The sequence below is a fragment of the Natrinema sp. CGMCC1.2065 genome (genome assembly GCF_051225675.1).
In the GTDB taxonomy this organism is placed as follows: domain Archaea; phylum Halobacteriota; class Halobacteria; order Halobacteriales; family Natrialbaceae; genus Natrinema; species Natrinema thermotolerans.
Genome location: NZ_JBPJSJ010000001.1, coordinates 19,494 through 35,575, shown reverse-complemented (window position 1 = coordinate 35,575; position 16,082 = coordinate 19,494). Strand labels below are relative to the sequence as shown.

18 protein-coding genes are annotated in these 16,082 nt (G+C 65.7%); 7 read left to right on the top strand and 11 right to left on the bottom strand.

Annotated elements, in window-relative coordinates:
• Window positions 1–13: 13 nt before the first annotated feature.
• From ACSBP4_RS00185 to ACSBP4_RS00175, 3 genes are all read right to left on the bottom strand, one after another.
• Entirely contained in the window at window positions 14–316 is a 303-nt protein-coding gene (locus ACSBP4_RS00185; RefSeq protein WP_435551023.1) for a translation initiation factor, read from the bottom strand.
• An 80-nt stretch (window positions 317–396) separates the two neighbouring features.
• Window positions 397–2,151 (bottom strand): excinuclease ABC subunit C, encoded by a 1,755-nt coding sequence (locus tag ACSBP4_RS00180; protein WP_435551022.1) that lies wholly within the window; start codon window positions 2,149–2,151, stop codon window positions 397–399.
• Window positions 2,152–2,177: 26 nt separating this feature from the next.
• Window positions 2,178–2,834: a hypothetical protein gene (locus ACSBP4_RS00175; protein ID WP_435551021.1), complete on the bottom strand. Its 657-nt coding sequence runs from the start codon at window positions 2,832–2,834 to the stop codon at window positions 2,178–2,180.
• Between the two features lie 120 nt (window positions 2,835–2,954).
• Between ACSBP4_RS00175 and ACSBP4_RS00170 the strand changes: the two genes are divergently transcribed.
• The 4 genes from ACSBP4_RS00170 to ACSBP4_RS00155 all read left to right on the top strand — a co-directional run bounded on the left by ACSBP4_RS00170 (window position 2,955) and on the right by ACSBP4_RS00155 (window position 6,310).
• Window positions 2,955–3,224: a hypothetical protein gene (locus ACSBP4_RS00170; protein ID WP_006183266.1), complete on the top strand. Its 270-nt coding sequence runs from the start codon at window positions 2,955–2,957 to the stop codon at window positions 3,222–3,224.
• Between the two features lie 123 nt (window positions 3,225–3,347).
• Window positions 3,348–4,280, top strand: coding sequence for an ABC transporter ATP-binding protein (locus ACSBP4_RS00165; RefSeq protein WP_006648610.1), 933 nt, complete (start codon window positions 3,348–3,350; stop codon window positions 4,278–4,280).
• A complete protein-coding gene (locus ACSBP4_RS00160) occupies window positions 4,277–5,251 on the top strand; it encodes an ABC transporter permease (protein ID WP_435551020.1) in 975 nt (324 codons plus the stop codon). Before ACSBP4_RS00165 ends, ACSBP4_RS00160 begins: the two co-directional genes overlap by 4 nt.
• A gap of 84 nt (window positions 5,252–5,335) precedes the next feature.
• Window positions 5,336–6,310 carry an ArsA family ATPase gene (locus ACSBP4_RS00155; protein ID WP_435551019.1) on the top strand — a complete coding sequence of 325 codons (975 nt, stop codon included), beginning with the start codon at window positions 5,336–5,338 and terminating at the stop codon, window positions 6,308–6,310.
• A 95-nt stretch (window positions 6,311–6,405) separates the two neighbouring features.
• Here ACSBP4_RS00155 and ACSBP4_RS00150 read toward each other — a convergent pair whose 3' ends face one another.
• Window positions 6,406–6,627 (bottom strand): hypothetical protein, encoded by a 222-nt coding sequence (locus ACSBP4_RS00150; protein WP_435551018.1) that lies wholly within the window; start codon window positions 6,625–6,627, stop codon window positions 6,406–6,408.
• 31 nt (window positions 6,628–6,658) lie between these two features.
• Window positions 6,659–7,396, bottom strand: coding sequence for a hypothetical protein (locus tag ACSBP4_RS00145; protein ID WP_435551017.1), 738 nt, complete (start codon window positions 7,394–7,396; stop codon window positions 6,659–6,661).
• Window positions 7,397–7,622: 226 nt separating this feature from the next.
• On the opposite strand from ACSBP4_RS00145, the gene ACSBP4_RS00140 reads away from it, so the two are divergent.
• Window positions 7,623–7,811, top strand: a complete 189-nt coding sequence (locus ACSBP4_RS00140; RefSeq protein ID WP_006648614.1) for a hypothetical protein — start codon at window positions 7,623–7,625, stop codon at window positions 7,809–7,811.
• A gap of 78 nt (window positions 7,812–7,889) precedes the next feature.
• On the opposite strand, the gene ligA is transcribed toward ACSBP4_RS00140, so the two are convergent.
• The 6 genes from ligA to nhaC form a co-directional block, all read right to left on the bottom strand.
• Window positions 7,890–9,968 carry an NAD-dependent DNA ligase LigA gene (ligA, locus tag ACSBP4_RS00135; RefSeq protein WP_435551016.1) on the bottom strand — a complete coding sequence of 693 codons (2,079 nt, stop codon included), beginning with the start codon at window positions 9,966–9,968 and terminating at the stop codon, window positions 7,890–7,892.
• A gap of 272 nt (window positions 9,969–10,240) precedes the next feature.
• Window positions 10,241–10,666 (bottom strand): DUF5518 domain-containing protein, encoded by a 426-nt coding sequence (locus ACSBP4_RS00130; protein WP_373633275.1) that lies wholly within the window; start codon window positions 10,664–10,666, stop codon window positions 10,241–10,243.
• A 63-nt stretch (window positions 10,667–10,729) separates the two neighbouring features.
• The gene (locus tag ACSBP4_RS00125; protein WP_435551015.1) at window positions 10,730–11,062 is read right to left on the bottom strand and encodes a 2Fe-2S iron-sulfur cluster-binding protein; all 333 of its coding nucleotides are present in this window, start codon (window positions 11,060–11,062) and stop codon (window positions 10,730–10,732) included.
• Window positions 11,063–11,078: 16 nt separating this feature from the next.
• Window positions 11,079–12,491, bottom strand: a complete 1,413-nt coding sequence (locus tag ACSBP4_RS00120; RefSeq protein WP_435551014.1) for a selenium-binding protein SBP56-related protein — start codon at window positions 12,489–12,491, stop codon at window positions 11,079–11,081.
• Window positions 12,492–12,551: 60 nt separating this feature from the next.
• Window positions 12,552–12,923, bottom strand: coding sequence for a 2Fe-2S iron-sulfur cluster-binding protein (locus ACSBP4_RS00115; protein ID WP_006648618.1), 372 nt, complete (start codon window positions 12,921–12,923; stop codon window positions 12,552–12,554).
• A gap of 136 nt (window positions 12,924–13,059) precedes the next feature.
• The gene (nhaC, locus tag ACSBP4_RS00110) at window positions 13,060–14,520 is read right to left on the bottom strand and encodes a Na+/H+ antiporter NhaC (protein WP_435551013.1); all 1,461 of its coding nucleotides are present in this window, start codon (window positions 14,518–14,520) and stop codon (window positions 13,060–13,062) included.
• Window positions 14,521–14,650: 130 nt separating this feature from the next.
• Between nhaC and rio1 the strand changes: the two genes are divergently transcribed.
• The gene (gene rio1, locus ACSBP4_RS00105) at window positions 14,651–15,526 is read left to right on the top strand and encodes a serine/threonine-protein kinase Rio1 (protein ID WP_049965130.1); all 876 of its coding nucleotides are present in this window, start codon (window positions 14,651–14,653) and stop codon (window positions 15,524–15,526) included.
• A gap of 55 nt (window positions 15,527–15,581) precedes the next feature.
• Entirely contained in the window at window positions 15,582–16,082 is a 501-nt protein-coding gene (locus tag ACSBP4_RS00100) for a metallophosphoesterase (protein WP_006183278.1), read from the top strand.

Genomic DNA, 16,082 nt, shown 5'->3' with positions numbered 1-16,082 from the left:
ATCGCGACCGATTTCACTCCCGCACGTTGAACCCCCGCTCGCGAAGCAGTTCCGGCACCCGATCGCGGTGGTCACCCTGAAGTTCGATACGTCCCCCGTCGGCGACCGTCCCGCCGGTTCCCAGCGCGCTCTTCAGGTCCGAGGCGGTCGATTCGATCTCCGCTTTCGAGAGGTCGAACCCCTCGACGATCGTCACCGGCTTGTCGTACCGGCGGCTCTCGGTCCGGATCGACAGCACCTGCTGGGACGTCTCGAGGTCGCCCTGACTGTCGAGTTCGTCGAGCAGGTCGTCGAGGTCGTCGTCGTTGCCTGCCATACGGTATCATGGGGTCCGGCCGGGGGATAGCCCTGTCCTTGCCCTCGCAACGGGGTCGACGCGACCGCCGACGCGCCGGCCTACAGCCGCGATTTGATCGTCTCGGCCGTCTTCTCGCCGACCCCCTCGACGCTCCGGAGGTCCTCGAGGCTCGCCTCGCGGACGTTTTCGACGCTGCCGAACCGCCCCAGCAGCCGTTTGCGCGTCTCGGGACCGACCCCCTGCACGTCGTCTAACACCGTTGAGACCTCGTCGCGGACGGTCTGGTGGTACTGCACGGCAAAGCGGTGAGCCTCGTCGCGGACCCGCTGGAGCAGGTGAAGGTGTGGCGCGTCGCTGGGCCACGAGAACGACCGCTCGGGCGTGACCACGCGCTCTTCGGCCTTGGCCAGCGCGATCGCCGGCACCTCCCAGCCCGCCTCGGCGAGCGCGTCCCGGGCCGCTTCGAGCTGACCCGCGCCGCCGTCGATCAGCAGGAGATCGGGATCGGGCCGGTCGTCGCGACCCTCGACGGCGCGGGTCGCGCGCCACTCGAGCAGGGCTCGCATGTTGTCGTAATCGTCGTTCTGATCGGTGAGTTTCTTCCGCCGATACTCCGCCTTCTCGGCGCTGCCATCGACGAAAGCGACGTTACTGCCGACCGCCGCCTTCCCCTGGGCGTGGCTCACGTCGAACCCCTCGATCCGGCTCGCCGACTCGATCTCGAGGGCGTCGGCGAGCATGCCACACTCGTCGCGCCGACCCACGTTGCGCCGGGCGTTCTTCAGCGCGAGTTCGACTAGCTTGGCCTCCCGGCCCGCGCCCGGCACCCGGACCGAGACGCCCTCGGTTGCGAGCCAGTCGGCGACCTCCTCGTCGCCGTGGCGCTCGGGTAGGAGAAGGGCGTCGGGCAGTTCGCGCTCGGCGTAGTACTGGACGAGAAACGCCGACAGCACCGCGGGAACGCCCCCGCCGATCGCGCTATCGCTTCCCGCGGAGCCGGGGGCCTCGAGCGTGTGGCGGTCCCGGTCGACCAGCTTGCCGTCCTCGGCACGCAGGCGGGCGACGGTGGCGTCCTCGCCCTCGATAGCGACGCCCAGCACGTCGACGCCCCGCTCGTCGCCGACCGACTGGACGGCCTCGCCCCCCTCGCCGTGGAACGCCTCGACGGTCTCGAGCCGGTCCCGCAGGTTCGCCGCGCGCTCGAAGTTCTGACTCTCGGCGGCGGCCTCCATCTCGCGGCGCAGCGGGTCCGCGAGGATCCCAGTCTCGCCCTCGAGGAACCGCTCGACGGCGGTGACGTCCTCGCGGTAGCTCTCGATATCGATCTCGCGGGTGCAGGGTGCGGTACAGAGCCCCATCTCGTAGTCGAGACACGGCCGGTCCCGACCCGAGTACTTGTGATCCGAACACCCGCGGATCCCGTAGGTCTCCCGCAGGGCCTTCACGACCGTCTCGACCTGCGTCTTGCTGGTGTAGGGCCCGAATACCGTCGCCGACTCGCTGGGATCGCGGGTGATCTCGATCCGGGGTGCGTCGTGGTCGGTCAGTTGGACCATCGGGTAGGACTTGTCGTCCTTGAGCCGGACGTTGTAGCGGGGCTGGTGGCGCTTGATCAGGTTCGCCTCGAGCAGCAGGGCCTGCGTCTCGGTGTCGGTGACCGCGATCTCGACGTCGTCGGCCCGATCGACCATCCGCCGGATCCGCGCGCTGCGGGGGTCGGCGTAGGACCGCACCCGGTCGCGCAGATCGACGGCTTTCCCGACGTAGAGGGTGGTCTCCCCGTCCCGGAACTGGTAGACGCCGGGCTCGCGGGGCAACGATCCGGCGCGCTCGCGAACCCCATCGGCTTCCATCGGCGGCCCTATGGAGGCAGGGAATTTCAGCCTGACTCCTCGCCGTCCGCTTCGTGTCCCTCGCTCCGACCGCCGCCCCTGTCGATCGGCTCCGGTCGGATCGCGGCCTCGAGGTCGGCGACGACGCCGTCCTCGACCGCTGTGTCGGTGACGGGAACCGCGAGATCGGCCCCGCCGCTGACCCGAATCACCAGCCGCCGCGACCGCGAGCGGACGTAGGCCACGGCGAAGACCACCGCAAAGAGCAGCGCGGTGAGGGCGAGCGCGACCGCGCCCCACTCGAGGACGAGCAGCGCCGTCCCGACGCCCTCGCGGACGGCCCCGACGAGGTCGGACACCGGCGGGAGGTCCGGCGCGGACGGGAGCCCGACCGGCACGAGACCGCCGAGGGTCGCCTGCGACGCCTCCAGCAGGCCGACGCCGACGACTGCCGCGGCAAGCGACAGGACGAGCCACGCGAGTCGGTCGGTCGACTCGGCGGTCACCGTGCCGACGTTCGGTCGATCGACGGCGCGGAAGTTCCGGCCGTCCCGGTCGGGAGTGAACGCCAACAGCCGGCGGTTCGTGACAACGAGCGTCGCCGCCTCGAGGTCGGCTCGGTGGTCGATCCGCTCGCCTTCGTCACACAACTGCTCGACGCGCTCGGTCCACGCGGTGGCCCGATCGCCCTGCGCTCTGGCCATCGGTCGCCGCTCCCAGCCCGCGGCCCAAGTACGTCGGGCTCCGTTCACGCGAGTAGGGAGCGCCTTCCGAGCCGCTCGAACACGGTACATTCTCGGTCGTCGGGGGACAACCCGACGCGTATGAGTGACTCGACGGTACAGTGCTGGCTCGTCGAACGGGAACTGGGCGACCGCGACTTCGTCACGCTCGTCTACGCGACGCCGGACGGCTCGCGCTACCAGCAACGACAGCGCTCCTCGACGGCGCTGCGGACCGGCGCGACCGTCACCGCGGCCACCGAGGTCCCCGAGGACGAACTCGAGCCGGTGCCCGACGAGGAGACCCGCACGCGTTACGCAACGGAGGTCGACCGGACCGCGGACAAATACGATCCCGACGACCCGATCTAGGAAACATTCTCCGTTTTGAAGGGAGAAATAACGACTCTCGCGGGCTGTAACGGTGTATATGGCCGATCGTAACCGTCTCGATGATGCACAAACCTTATCGGCAAACGCTGCGACCACACGCCCATGCCCGCTATCACAGTCGACGAGCTGACCAAACGATACGGTCAGACCCTCGCGCTCGAGGACCTCTCCTTCGAGGTCGAAGAGGGCGAGGTGTTCGGCTTCCTCGGTCCCAACGGTGCTGGCAAGTCGACGACGATCAACGTCATCCTGGACTTCGCCCGGCCGACTGCGGGCGAGGTCAGCGTCCTCGGTATGGACGCCCAGCACAACAGCCGCGAGATCCGGCGTCGAACCGGCGTCCTCCCCGAAGGCGTCGAACTCTACGACCGCCTGACCGCCCGCCAACACCTCGAGTTCGCCATCGAATCGAAAGACGCCGACGACGACCCCGAAGCGCTGCTCGAACGCGTCGGTCTGGTCGACGCGATCGACCGGAAGGCCGGCGGCTACTCGAAGGGGATGGCCCAGCGGCTCATGCTCGCGATGGCGCTTGTCGGCGAGCCCGATCTCCTCATCCTCGACGAGCCCTCTACCGGCCTCGACCCCAACGGGGCCCGCGAGATGCGCGAGATCGTCCGCGAGGAAAACGAACGCGGTGCGACCGTCTTCTTCTCGAGCCACATCATGGAGCAGGTCGAGGCGGTCTGTGACCGCGTCGGCATCCTGCGCGACGGCCGGATGGTCGCCGAAGACTCCGTCGAGGGGCTGCGCGACTCCGTCGAGGGCGGCACGACGCTCCGCGTCACCGTCGATCGGATCGACGACGACGCCCTCCAGGCGGTCCGCTCGCTACCCGACGTAAGCGACGCCACCGTCGACGGACACGAGCCGCCGACGGTCGTCGTCACCGTCGACGGCTCGAAGACGGCCGTCCTCTCGGCGCTCGAGGACCGCGGCATCGAGATCACGGACTTCGAGACGACCGAGGCGTCGCTCGAGGACGTCTTCCAGTCGTATACGACCGACGCCGGGACGGAGGTGCATGCTCGATGAGTTCCGAAACCGGGACGCCGGCGGAGTCGGCAGGCACGAGCGGGTCGGCCTCGAGTTCGATCAACCCAGAGAGCGTTCGTGCGGTCGCGAAGAAGGACTTTCAGGACGCCGTCCGCTCGTGGCTGTTCTGGGGGCTGTCCGTATTCTTCTTCACGATCCTCGTCGTCGTGACCGGGGCGCTCTCGTACTTCGGCGACGACATCGCAGCGCAGGGAGCGACGACGGACATGCTGGTCGTCTTCGTCAGCCAGATCACGAAAGTCATCGTCCCCCTGATCGCGCTGGTACTGGGCTGGAAGTCGATCGCGGGCGAGCGCGAGTCCGGGAGCATCAAAGTCCTCCTCTCGCTGCCCCACTCCCGAAAGGACGTCCTGCTCGGGAAGCTGCTCGGACGGTCTGCCGTCCTCTCGCTGTCGCTGACGGTCGGCTTCGTACTCGCCGCCGTCGTCGTCGCCGCGTTGCTCGGCGGCTTCGATATCGCCGACTACGCCGGACTGCTCGTGATGTCGATCATCTACGGCGTCGCCTACATGAGCATCGCCGTCGCGCTCTCGTCGCTGACGCCCTCGACGACCATCGCCGGAGCCGCGATGGGAAGCGTCTTCCTCATGTTCTACGGCGTCTGGAACGGTCTGGAGGGGGTCTTCAGACTGCTCGGCGAGCGCGACATCCTCTTTTTCGATACCGTCACGTACACGGTTGAGTCGGGGGGACGGACCTTCGAACTCACCCGGCCCGAAGATTGGGCGTACTTCGTCCTGAATCTCGATCCCGGACAGGCGTACAGTAACGGATTGACGCTGCTGACGGACGTCGAGGCGCTCGAACAACAGTCCGCGGTCAGCGCCGAGATGTTCGGCGGCGAGTTGCCGATCTTCCTCCAAGACTGGTTCTCGTTCCTGATCCTGCTGTTCTGGGTCGTCGTGCCGCTCGCGGTCGCGCTCTACCGGTTCGACCGCGTCGACATCTGATCGGTCGACGGCATCGATCCGATTTTCGCGTTCTGCTCCCGTTCGGCAGGGCGATTTATCGTACCCGCCGTGATACCCCCGCCCGTGACCGACTGCATCTTCTACGGCGGCAAAGGCGGCGTCGGGAAAACGACGTGTGCGGCCGCGACGGCCCTTCGGCTCGCCGACGCGGGCCGAGACACGCTCGTCGTCTCGACCGACCCCGCCCACTCGCTGTCGGACTCGCTCGAGACCGATCTCGGTCCCGAGCCACGCGAACTCGAGGCCGAGGCGGCGGGGATCGACGCGGCGAGCGGGAGCCTGTGGGCCGTCGAGATCGACCCCGACGCGCGAAAGGAGCGTTACGAACGGCTGGCGCGGGCGCTGGCCGCCGACCTGCGCAGCGCCGGTATCCGGCTCGACGACGAGGAAGTCGGCCGGCTGTTCGCCGGCGGCGCGCCGGCCGGCAGCGACGAGATCGCGGCGCTGGATCTGCTCGTCGAGTACGTCGACGACGGCGAGTGGGACGTCGTCGTCTTCGACACCGCGCCGACGGGCCACACTCTCCGGCTGTTCGACACCCCCGAGGTGATGGGGCTGGCCCTCGAGACGGCCGAGTCTCTCCGGGGACAGGCAAAGCGGATCGGCGACGCCGCCCGGACGGCGGTGCTGGGCCCGATGTCGATGTTCGGGAGCGGCCGCGACGACGAAGAGAGCCTCGAGTCGTTCCGGGCTCGCCTCGAGCGCGCCCGCGACCTGCTGACCGATCCCGAGCGCACCGAGTTCCGGGTCGTCTTACTGCCGGAATCGATGGCGATCGCCGAGTCCGAGCGACTGGTGGCGACGCTGCGGGAGGCCGACGTGCGGGTCGACCGGCTCGTGGTCAATCGGGTGTTCGAGGACCCCGAGGACGGCTGTTCGCGGTGTCAGTCACGTCACGAGCGACATCTCGAGCGGGTCGCGGAGATTCGAGAGACCTTCCCCGATCTCGAGGTCGTGACGCTGCCGGAGCGCGAGGGCGAGGTACAGGGCCTCGAGACGCTGCTTTCGGTCGGCGGCCGACTTCGAAGCGAGCGGTGACCGTGCGCATCAGTCGCGGACCCACTCACCGTTGAGTTCGTCGTTCGAGTGACCTTCGATCGCTGGAGGCGTGAACCCAAAACGGAGTCCGTGGGTCACACCAGTGATATATTCTCGAACGTTTCCGGGGCTAGTATCGCAACTCCAAGCATGAAGAGGCCCATACCCAATGCGGACCCCACAGCGATGTAAATCGTAAACCGAAGATCGACCCAGCCTTCGACAACCCCGGTAACCAACGGAACGAGCAGCAGTGCAAGTATGCCGGGAACAGCTGCAAACAGAAGGAGGCGTTTTACGATCTCTATTTTCTTCATATTACTCCATGTCCGCGGTTGGTAAAGTCTATTACGGGAGGTCTTCGTGACACTCGTAGACGTGCCGGGCTCGACTTTGGATCACAGTTTGGTGTTGGCCTGGATTCGCGTCCCAACTGTTCGCTACGCCAGCACTCACCCTCGGAAATACCCATCCATCACGGTCATACTCGGTTATTGTATAGTTCCGTCCGGTTCCAAGGGTAAGCATTGTCGCTACAATGACGCCAACGACCCCGCCCAAGATCGCACTTTTCGTAACGGCGACGAGTCCACCGATGACTTCGGTTAGCGTCGCTTTGCCTATCACATCAGCAGGTTTGCTTAATTTAATCGCTGTCCCCTCCTGGTAGTGTGGCCAGTTATCCGTCTTACAATAATTGAGGCCACATGATCCGATTTTCCTCGAAATGGATTTCCTCTTCTCGATGACTGCTGAATACCCGTCCACATTCGCAGCTATTTCGGTCAAACCATCCCGTTCGGTAGAGGCTGTAATCCTGTCACTGATTACCGTATGTTCAACGACCCCTTCCTTTTCTCCCTCGGTGAAAATTTTGACTCCTGCTACTCGATCAGCCGATTCTACGACGACGATCCGGTGATTTTCCCTCTCGCTTTTGCCTACCACATCGTAGTCTTCAGGCGTAGTATCCCTTCGACCGTGTTCGGATCCTGCAGCAACACCGACGGCACCGATGCTTGCAGTTGTTGCTGCTGTTATTTGTAGAATTCTTCTACGATTGTAATTGGATGCTTTATCTTTCATACCGTAACTAAATGCAAATCACACTAGGTTAAATACCATTCTAAAAGTAGACATATGAATGTAATAAGACGGGACGAACTGTAGTACTGCCTCGTTCCGCAGGACATCGACGGGTCGCATCAACTATCAATAGAGATATACTCGGATCCAGTCCGCCTACGAGCGCGTTCAATGCGGTGTCGGCTTTCCCAACAGGCTTATGATGTCAACCGTTCTTCATTCGACCATGGCACGCTCGCTCGGACGGAACTCGTCCCCGCTGCTCACGGCGATCGGCGTTGCCGTCGCGCTCATTGCGATCGTCGGCACGCAGTTCCTCGGCTGGGAGTGGGGAGACGGCCGACTCGTGCCGACGGTCATCGGCGTCGTCGCCGTCGCAATCGCGGTCGTCGCGGTCCTCGCTCGTCGCGAGTGAGACGGACCTCGTCGCCTCGAGGGACCGCTTGCTCGGTTCCGTCAGAACCGAGTTCAGCATCCATCGAACCGGCGGCGCTCACTCGAGGTCGATCCCCCTCTCCGCGAGCAGGTCCCGGAACTCGCCCTCCTCGAGGATCGGGACGTCGTTGTCGCGCGCATCGCCCTGCTTCGTCGCACCCGGATTCTCGCCGGCGACGAGGTAGTCCGTGTTCCCCGAGACGCTGCCCGTCGCGTTGGCCCCGTGGGCCTCGACCGTTGCTTGGGCTTCGTCCCTAGTCACGCCCTCGAGCGAGCCGGTGAAGACGAAGGTGAGCCCCGCGAGTTCGTCCCCGCCGGTCTCGACGTCGACTTCCTGCGGTGAGACGTGATCGAGGACGGTGTCGACCACGGCCGCGTTGGCCTCGCTCGTGAAGAAGTCGTGGACCGTCTCGGCGACGGTCTCGCCCACGTCGTCGACGCCCTCGAGCCGTTCGGGCTCGCTTTCCGCGGCCTCGCGGAGGGCCGCGAAGGTACCGAACTCGCGGGCGAGTTCGCGGGCCGTCGCCGGACCGACGAGGGGAATCCCGAGCGCGGAGACGAAGTCGGAAAGCGGCGGCTCGCGGCTGGCCGCGATCTCGGCGAGCAAGTTCTCGGCGCTTTGCTCGCCCCAGCCCTCGAGGTCGGTGAGGTCCGCCTGGTCGAGTGCGTAGAGGTCCGCGACCGACTCGAGCAGGCCCGCGTCGACCAGTTGGCGGACGCTCTTTTCGCCGAGTCCCTCGAGGTCGAGGCCGTCGTCGCCCGCGTAGTACTCGATCGACCGACGAAGCTGGGCGTCACAGCCCAATCCACCGGTACAGAAGGCCATGGGGCCGTCGCGCTCGACGGGGCTGTCACAGACGGGACAGCGATCGGGCAGTTCGTAGTGGCCCTCGCTGCCCTTCTCGAGGACCTCCTCGACGTAGGGGATCACGTCGCCGGCCCGCTGGACGCGAACCGTGTCACCGATATTGACGTTTTTCTCGGCGATCTCCTCGGGGTTGTGCAGGCTCGCCCGCGAGACGGTGACGCCGCCGACGTCGACCGGCTCGAGCAGGGCGACGGGAGTCAGTCGGCCCGTTCGGCCGACTTGGACCGCCACGTCGGCGATCGTCGTCACTTCCGCGCGGGCGGGGAACTTGTAGGCGAAGGCCCAGCGGTCGTGACGGGCCGTTCGCCCCAGTTCCTCGCGGGCCTCGCGGTCGTCGACCTTGATGACGACGCCGTCGATCTCGTAGTCCAACTCCTCGCGAGCCTCGAGCATGCGGTCGCGGTAGTCGATCGCGTCCTCGATGTCTCCGACGACCTCGACGCGGTCGTTGGTCCGCAGCCCGTAGTCGGGGAACCGCTCGAGTTCGTCCCGATGGCTGTCCGCGAGGTCGCTGGCCTCGAGGACGTCGAAGTAAAAGACCGCGAGCGGGCGCTCGGCGACGACGGTCGGATCGAGCTGGCGGATCGTGCCAGCGGTCGCGTTCCGCGGGTTGGCGAAGGGGTCCTCGCCGCGCTCGATGCGTTCGCGGTTGTACGCCTGGAAGGCGTCCTTGGGCATGTAGACCTCGCCCCGGACCGCGAGGAACTCGGGGTGATCGCCGCGGAGCCGCTGCGGCACGGAGCCGATCGTGCGCGCGTTTTCGGTCACGTCGTCGCCCTCGCGGCCATCTCCGCGGGTCACGGCGCGCTCGAGGCGGCCGTCCTCGTAGACGACCTCCATCGAGACGCCGTCGAACTTGGGCTCGCAGACGTAGTCGACGTCGCCGACCTCTCGTCGCACCCGCTCGTCGAACTCGCGTATGTCTTCTTCCTCGCCGCTGCCCTCGATCGAGAGCATCGGCGCGACGTGTTCGACGGTGTCGAACGCTTCGATCGGCTCGCCCCCGACCCTGCGGGTGGGGCTGTCGGGGTGGTCGAGACCGAACGCCTCCTCGAGGTCGCGCAGCCGGGAAAAGAGGTCGTCGTAGGTCCGGTCGCCGATGATCGGGTCGTTCTCGACGTAGTAGCGGCGGTCGTGTTCGCGGACGGCCTCCCGGAGCAGTGTGACCTGCTCGCGGGCCTCGTCCTCGGAGAGATCCTCGACCGGCTCGAAGTCGGTTGGCGGCTCTCGGAGATAGGGGTTCGCCTCGTCCTCGTCGGCGGCTGGCATTCTTGCTCGAGGGTTGCCGCTCGGACCCGTTAATGGTACTGACTGGGGCCTACCCGCGTCGTTCCGCGTTTCTCGAGGCGGCTGTCGTCGTCGATCAGTTCCAGCGGGGAGATGGATTCGCGACGCGAGTCACTCGAGTGTCCTTCGACTATGCGTTCGTTCGATCACGACGGTGGTGGAAGCAGTTCCGTGAACTCGCTATCGTTTGTCTCATTCACGATATCGACCGATCACTTCGAACGGTCAGTATAGAAGCGCTGTCCGACAATCCGTTATGATGCGTCCGCGTTGGTCGTTCGTCGGGAGCCAACGGTGTTTGCTACCCACCCACCGACACGACCGGATCCGAGGCCGAATAGGGGTGCAACACACACCACCAATCCACTGGCGAAGACGACGAACACGACCCTCTGTAGCGACCATGTTGCCGTCGTCCCTGCCGTCACGATGACTACGAGCAGTCCGAGGGCGCCACCAATGAGACCAGCGCGGAGTCCAGCAGCACCTGGGTCCGACGAGCGGATCGCAGCGATGACTCCTGCGACGAACGCTCCGATTATCATTATACCACCGCCGATGGTCGCCTCCGAATTCGGAAGCCAGTTTAGCACGGCGATGACGGGTAGCGAAGCTATTGAACCGATGAGCGCGAATCGCCATGCCGGAGGAAGAGTGTGGACGAGGGGAGGTGACACCATATTCGTTTCTCCGTTCTAATAGTATATATTTTCGCCGGGATGGACAATGGAAGATCTACTGAATTACTTCCACGGGTTGTCCACCAGTTCCGTGTGAACGCTCGAGCCGACGGCGATCCGACAGTCGGCCCGCGGCGCGGCGAGACACAGCAGGACGTAGCCGTTCGACAGGTGTCGGTCCTTCAGGGCTCGAGGCCGTCGGCGGTGCGTGAGGGCATCGTCGGCGGCACCCTCGAGTAGCCGACCCGTACAGGTCCCGCAGGCACCGGTGCGACAGCCGAACGGAAGTCCGATATCGTTCCGTTCGGCCGCCTCGAGGACCGTCTCGCCCTCGCGAACCTCGATGGTTCGAATGCGGCCGTCGGGCCACTCGAGGGTCACGTCGTGGCTCGTCATCTGCCGGCGCGGTGAGTCACTGCCAGACGTCGCTCGTGCAGTCGCCGTCGGGCCACCGGATCTCGTGGGCGCGGGCCGGTCCCTCGGGACAGTCGCCCCAGTCGACGAGGAAGTCCTCGTCGAGTTCCATCGTCCCTTTGCGGGGGTCGACGTCGGCTTTCAGCATCACCGAGCCGCGCTCGGCCTCCTCGGGGTAGAACTGGTCGTCCCACGAGGAGAACAGCGAGGTAGTCCAGTAGAGGCGCTCGCCGTCCAGCGAGAGCTGGAGCATCTGCGGGCCGCCGGCGAGTTCCCGGCCCTGAACCTCCTGGATCTCGCCGAAGGTTCCCCCGACCGACAGCGAATCGGCCCGCCGCGGGTTCGAGGGGTCCGAGATGTCGTACATCCAGACCTCACCGTGGAGCCAGTTCGAACCGAACAGGTACCGGTCGTCCATCGAGATCAGGATGTCGGTCGTCAGCCCCGGCACGGGCATGTCCCAGTCCTCGTGGTCGCGTGCCTCGAAGTCGATCACTTTCTCCGCGCGGTACGCTCCCTGCCGGTCATCCGCGCTCTCGTCCCGCCAGAAGTGGAACATGTTCGAAGAGAGCGCGGCCCCGACGAACCCGTGGGTCGATTCGGGCGTGTGAAGGAATCGCACCTCGAGCGGAATCTGCCCCTCCTCGCCGAGGTCGATCGTCTGCTCGACGGTGCCGTCCTCCCAGTCCCAGAAGTGGAGCTTCCGGCCGTAGTTACCCGCCTCGACGTCCTCGAGGTCAAAGCCCGGATAGTACGTCTTGGGTGCGGCCCACTCGCTCGAGACCATCACGTTCTGGCGGGGCTGGTACCAGTAGTCGTAGTTCATCTCGATCTCGCCCGGCGGCTCCCAGCGTCCCTCGATCTCGAAGTCCTCGTTCAGCTCGAGGAACCCGCCCGGAAGCTCGCCGTCGGCGTCGCCGAGCATGCTGATCAGGATCTGTCCGTCGGGGATACAGTGGACGGTATGGGGTGCCGAGAGGTCGTACTCGAAGACGTCCTCGGGTTCGATCACCGTCTCGAGTTCGGGATTCCGCCGGTCGGCGGCGTCGAGGACGTGGATCCGCGAGGAGCGCTGGCCGGGGACGATCAGGTGTCGCCGCTCGAGGCCGTCCATGTGGCACGAGGACGAGCAGGCGTTCCACCCGAAGTGGTGGAGTTCGTCCCCGCGCTCGGGCATCTCGACCCGGTCGACGATCTCGCAGTAGGTCTCGGAGTCGGGATCGAGATCGACGACCGCGACGAAATCCGGCGCGTCGACGTCCGTACCGACGTAGAGGCTCATCACGTACGCCAACCGTTCCCGCTCGCTCTCCTCGATCGCGGCCTGGGGCGTCGCGTAGCCGGGCCCCTCGTGGTGGTGTTCGTGGTCGTGGCCGGGTTCGACGTCGTCTGGCGTGCTAGCGTCACTCATGGCACTCCCGACCACGAGCGGGTAAATAAATCTGGTCGGGGATGACGCGAGCGGACGGACCTACGCCCAGGGGCTGTCGCCGACCTCGGCGCGCACCCGCGGCCCGACCTCGATGCGACAGTCGGCCTGCGGCGAGGCGATACACAACAGGACGTAGCCCTCACCTTGCTCGTCGTCGGTCAGCGCCCGCGGCTGCCGGCGATACGCGAAGGCATCTCTCACGTCCGGCCGCGCCCCGTCCTCCGCGTCCGTCTCGCCGTCTTCGAGCCCGAGCAGTCGGCCGACGCAGGTGATACAGGTCCCGCTCCGGCAGTCGTAGGGCAGTCGCGCGCCGACCCGCTGGGCCGCCTCGAGGACCGTCTGGCTCTCGGCCACGTCGAGCGTCCGCGTCCGGCCGTCGGTCCACTCGAGGGTTACCTCGTGGCTCGTCATCGGTCCGTTCCCGCTATCGTCCGTCGTGCGTACAGTTCGTCCATGACACTGTGTACCGTTACGAGGGCCGAGAGGAAAAAGTCGGTTCCGGTTCGATGACCGGTGCCGCGACGGTCCGGCCGTGCGACGAGTCGGCTCAGTCGACGGACGGCGTCGCCGTCTCCGCCGTCGGTTCCGCCTCGGCGGACTCCTTGTAGACGATTCCCCAGCCGGTCACGCCCATCGCGATGAGGACCAGCGGCGAGAGGATCCCGAAGAAGTAGTACGGCGCGTATTCGATGACCGGCACGCCGAGCGTCGACGCCATGAAGACGCCGCCCGATCCCCAGGGAACGAACGCCGACGTCGTCGTCCCGGCGGCTTCGACCGCCCGCGAGAGGTTCTGGCTCTCGAGGTCGTACTCGTCGTAGAGGTTCTGTAAGGTCATCCCGGGCACGACGATCGCCATGAACTGTTCCGCGGCGAGGAAGTTCATCGCGATCGTCCCGGCGGCCGTCCCGGCGGTCAGCCCGGCGACGCTACTGACGGCCTGGCCGATGTGGTACGCGATCGATGCCAGCACGCCGATCTCCTGCAGGATCCCGCCGAGTGCCAGCGCGGCGACGATGATCGTAATGACCCACACGGAGCCCGAGAGGCCGCCGCTCGCGAGCAGTTCGTTCGTGAGTTCGAGGCCGGTCTCTGGGCTCGTTCCGTTGTGGACGGCTTCCCAGGCGGCGGCGAAGCTCGCTCCCTGAACGGTGGTGCTGATCCCGACGCCGGCGAAGATGCCGACGCCGAGCGACGGCAGCGCCGGAAACCCATAGAACGCGAGCGCGAACGTGACGATCAGTGGGAGGAGCGTGATCGGTGAGACGACGTAGCTGTTCGCGAGGCCGGCTTGCATCTCGGCGACGCGGTCGACGGGGATCGTCCCGCTCGTGTTCAGTCCCAACACGACGAACAGGACCAGCGAGACGGTAAACGCGATCATCGTTCCGGGACGCATCGCCCGAATGTGGTCCATCAGATCCGTGTTCGTGACCGCGGCGGCGAGGTTCGTGGTATCGGAGAGCGGGGAGTTCTTGTCGCCGGTGTAGGCCCCCGACAGCACGGCACCGGCCGTCATCGCCTCCGGGATCCCGAGCCCGGAGCCGATCCCGATCATCGCGACGCCGAGGGTTCCGGCCGTCGTCCAAGAGGACCCGATCGCGAAGGCGACGACCGCCGAGAGGACGACGGTAAAGGGGAGGAATATCCCCGGCGACAGGAACTCCAGTCCGTAATACATGAGCGTGGGGATCGTCCCGGCATCTATCCACGACGAGATGAGCATGTAGATGACGAACAGGATGAGAATGGCCTGCAGTCCGGTCAGAATACTGCGACTGATGCCATCGTAGAGCCGCTCCCAGGAATAGCCGAAGTAGTACCGCCCGAGCAGCCCCGCGAAGGCGATCCCCCACAACAACGGCATCTGTGGGTCCATCTCGAGCCAGATCATCCCGACCGAGAGGAACAGTATCATGCCCGCGATCGGGACGAGCGCTTCCCCCAGGCTCGGTCGCTCGTCCTCGGGAATGTCGTCGTAGGCTTTCGGTGTGAAGTCAACTCCCATGTGCGAGTCTCGTCCGTGTTTGCGAAACCGGGTATAAATAGATCTTCTTTCGGACGCCGGGCCCAGTGCCCGGCGACGGCCGTCGGCCGGACCCGGTACTTTACCCGTTGGGGCGCCTAGGATCGAGCAGATGGGTCAGGGAACGGAGTTCGGATTGGTCGACCTCGAGGACGTCGATTCGCCCGGCGACGAGTGGGAGGAGATCGACGTCTCGGATACCGAAGCCGACCGGATCGCCCGCAAGCGCGACCGCGAGTTCGAGCAGTTCGAGGAGCGGATCAAGGACGCCGAGCAGTTCAAGGTCGAGCAGTCGGTCTTCGACGACGCGACCTTCGCGGCGCTGTACAAACTCGTCCAGGACGGCTACGTCGAGGCCTTCGGCGGGCCGCTCTCGACCGGCAAGGAGGCAAACGTCTACCACGCGCTGGGCGACGACCGCGAGGTCGCGGTCAAGATCTACCGGATCAACGCCTCGAACTTCCGGCAGATGCGCGACTACCTCGAGGGCGACCCCCGGTTCGAGGGCCTCGGTGGGAAAAAGAAAGACGTCGTTCTCGCGTGGACGAAAAAGGAACTGGCGAACCTCCGGCGAGCGCAGGCGGCTGGGGTCCGAGTCCCCGAACCGCTCGCCACCGAGCGCAACGTGTTGGTCATGGAGTACATCGGCACCGACGACGGCCGCGCGAAACGGCTCGGCGAGGTCCACATCGAGAACCCACAAACCGCCTACGAGGTCATGCGCGAGTACATGCGTCGGCTCTACTCGGCCGGGCTGATCCACGGCGATCTGAGCGAGTACAACGTCGTCTTCGACGAGAGCGAGGGCCAACTGGTGCTGATCGATCTGGGACAGGCCGTCACGGTCCACCACCCCAACAGCCGCGAGTTCTTAGAGCGGGACTGCCGGAACGTCGCGGGCTATTTCTCCCGACAGGGGCTCGAGGTGACCGAAGACGATTTACTCGAGTTCGTCACGAGCCCGGAGCCGGATCCCTCGCGGAACTGATCGCGTTCGCGCGGTCGTCCAAACGCCTTAGTGGATCGCTATCGCGGAAACGCGTATGCACATCGGTATCGTCTCCGACACCCACGACAACGTCGAGGCCATCGAACGCGCCACCGAGATCTTCGCCGAGGAGGGCGTCGAAATCGTCGTTCACTGCGGCGATTTCGTCGCACCCCTGATGGTCGACTACTTCGAGGGGTTCGAACTCCACGGCGTCCTCGGGAACAACGACGGCGACGTCCGGAACCTCCAGCGCGCGTTCGACTCGCTGGGCGGCGAGAGCCAACTCCACGGCCGCTTCGCCGACCTCGAGTTCGACGGGCTCTCCTTTGCCGTTCTCCACGGCGAGAGCAAGGCGGAGGTCGACGCCATCGCGGCCGGCGACGGCTACGATTTCGTCTGTTACGGCCACCACCACGAGCGCGAGCTATCGGCGGACGGCCGGACGACGGTCCTCAACCCCGGCGCACACGTACTGGCGGCCGACGACGACCGGACGGTCGCGATCGTCGATACCCGATCGCAGTCGGTGCGGTTCCGCTCTCTTCTCGAGTAG

What these genes read in the sequence shown, in the direction of transcription:
- ACSBP4_RS00185 (WP_435551023.1), bottom strand. Translation starts at nt 316, where the DNA reads ATGGCAGGCAACGACGACGACCTCGACGACCTGCTCGACGAACTCGAC.
- ACSBP4_RS00180 (WP_435551022.1), bottom strand. Translation starts at nt 2,151, where the DNA reads ATGGAAGCCGATGGGGTTCGCGAGCGCGCCGGATCGTTGCCCCGCGAG.
- ACSBP4_RS00175 (WP_435551021.1), bottom strand. Translation starts at nt 2,834, where the DNA reads ATGGCCAGAGCGCAGGGCGATCGGGCCACCGCGTGGACCGAGCGCGTC.
- ACSBP4_RS00170 (WP_006183266.1), top strand. Translation starts at nt 2,955, where the DNA reads ATGAGTGACTCGACGGTACAGTGCTGGCTCGTCGAACGGGAACTGGGC.
- ACSBP4_RS00165 (WP_006648610.1), top strand. Translation starts at nt 3,348, where the DNA reads ATGCCCGCTATCACAGTCGACGAGCTGACCAAACGATACGGTCAGACC.
- ACSBP4_RS00160 (WP_435551020.1), top strand. Translation starts at nt 4,277, where the DNA reads ATGAGTTCCGAAACCGGGACGCCGGCGGAGTCGGCAGGCACGAGCGGG.
- ACSBP4_RS00150 (WP_435551018.1), bottom strand. Translation starts at nt 6,627, where the DNA reads ATGAAGAAAATAGAGATCGTAAAACGCCTCCTTCTGTTTGCAGCTGTT.
- ACSBP4_RS00145 (WP_435551017.1), bottom strand. Translation starts at nt 7,396, where the DNA reads ATGAAAGATAAAGCATCCAATTACAATCGTAGAAGAATTCTACAAATA.
- ACSBP4_RS00140 (WP_006648614.1), top strand. Translation starts at nt 7,623, where the DNA reads ATGGCACGCTCGCTCGGACGGAACTCGTCCCCGCTGCTCACGGCGATC.
- ligA (WP_435551016.1), bottom strand. Translation starts at nt 9,968, where the DNA reads ATGCCAGCCGCCGACGAGGACGAGGCGAACCCCTATCTCCGAGAGCCG.
- ACSBP4_RS00130 (WP_373633275.1), bottom strand. Translation starts at nt 10,666, where the DNA reads ATGGTGTCACCTCCCCTCGTCCACACTCTTCCTCCGGCATGGCGATTC.
- ACSBP4_RS00125 (WP_435551015.1), bottom strand. Translation starts at nt 11,062, where the DNA reads ATGACGAGCCACGACGTGACCCTCGAGTGGCCCGACGGCCGCATTCGA.
- ACSBP4_RS00120 (WP_435551014.1), bottom strand. Translation starts at nt 12,491, where the DNA reads ATGAGTGACGCTAGCACGCCAGACGACGTCGAACCCGGCCACGACCAC.
- ACSBP4_RS00115 (WP_006648618.1), bottom strand. Translation starts at nt 12,923, where the DNA reads ATGACGAGCCACGAGGTAACCCTCGAGTGGACCGACGGCCGGACGCGG.
- nhaC (WP_435551013.1), bottom strand. Translation starts at nt 14,520, where the DNA reads ATGGGAGTTGACTTCACACCGAAAGCCTACGACGACATTCCCGAGGAC.
- rio1 (WP_049965130.1), top strand. Translation starts at nt 14,651, where the DNA reads ATGGGTCAGGGAACGGAGTTCGGATTGGTCGACCTCGAGGACGTCGAT.
- ACSBP4_RS00100 (WP_006183278.1), top strand. Translation starts at nt 15,582, where the DNA reads ATGCACATCGGTATCGTCTCCGACACCCACGACAACGTCGAGGCCATC.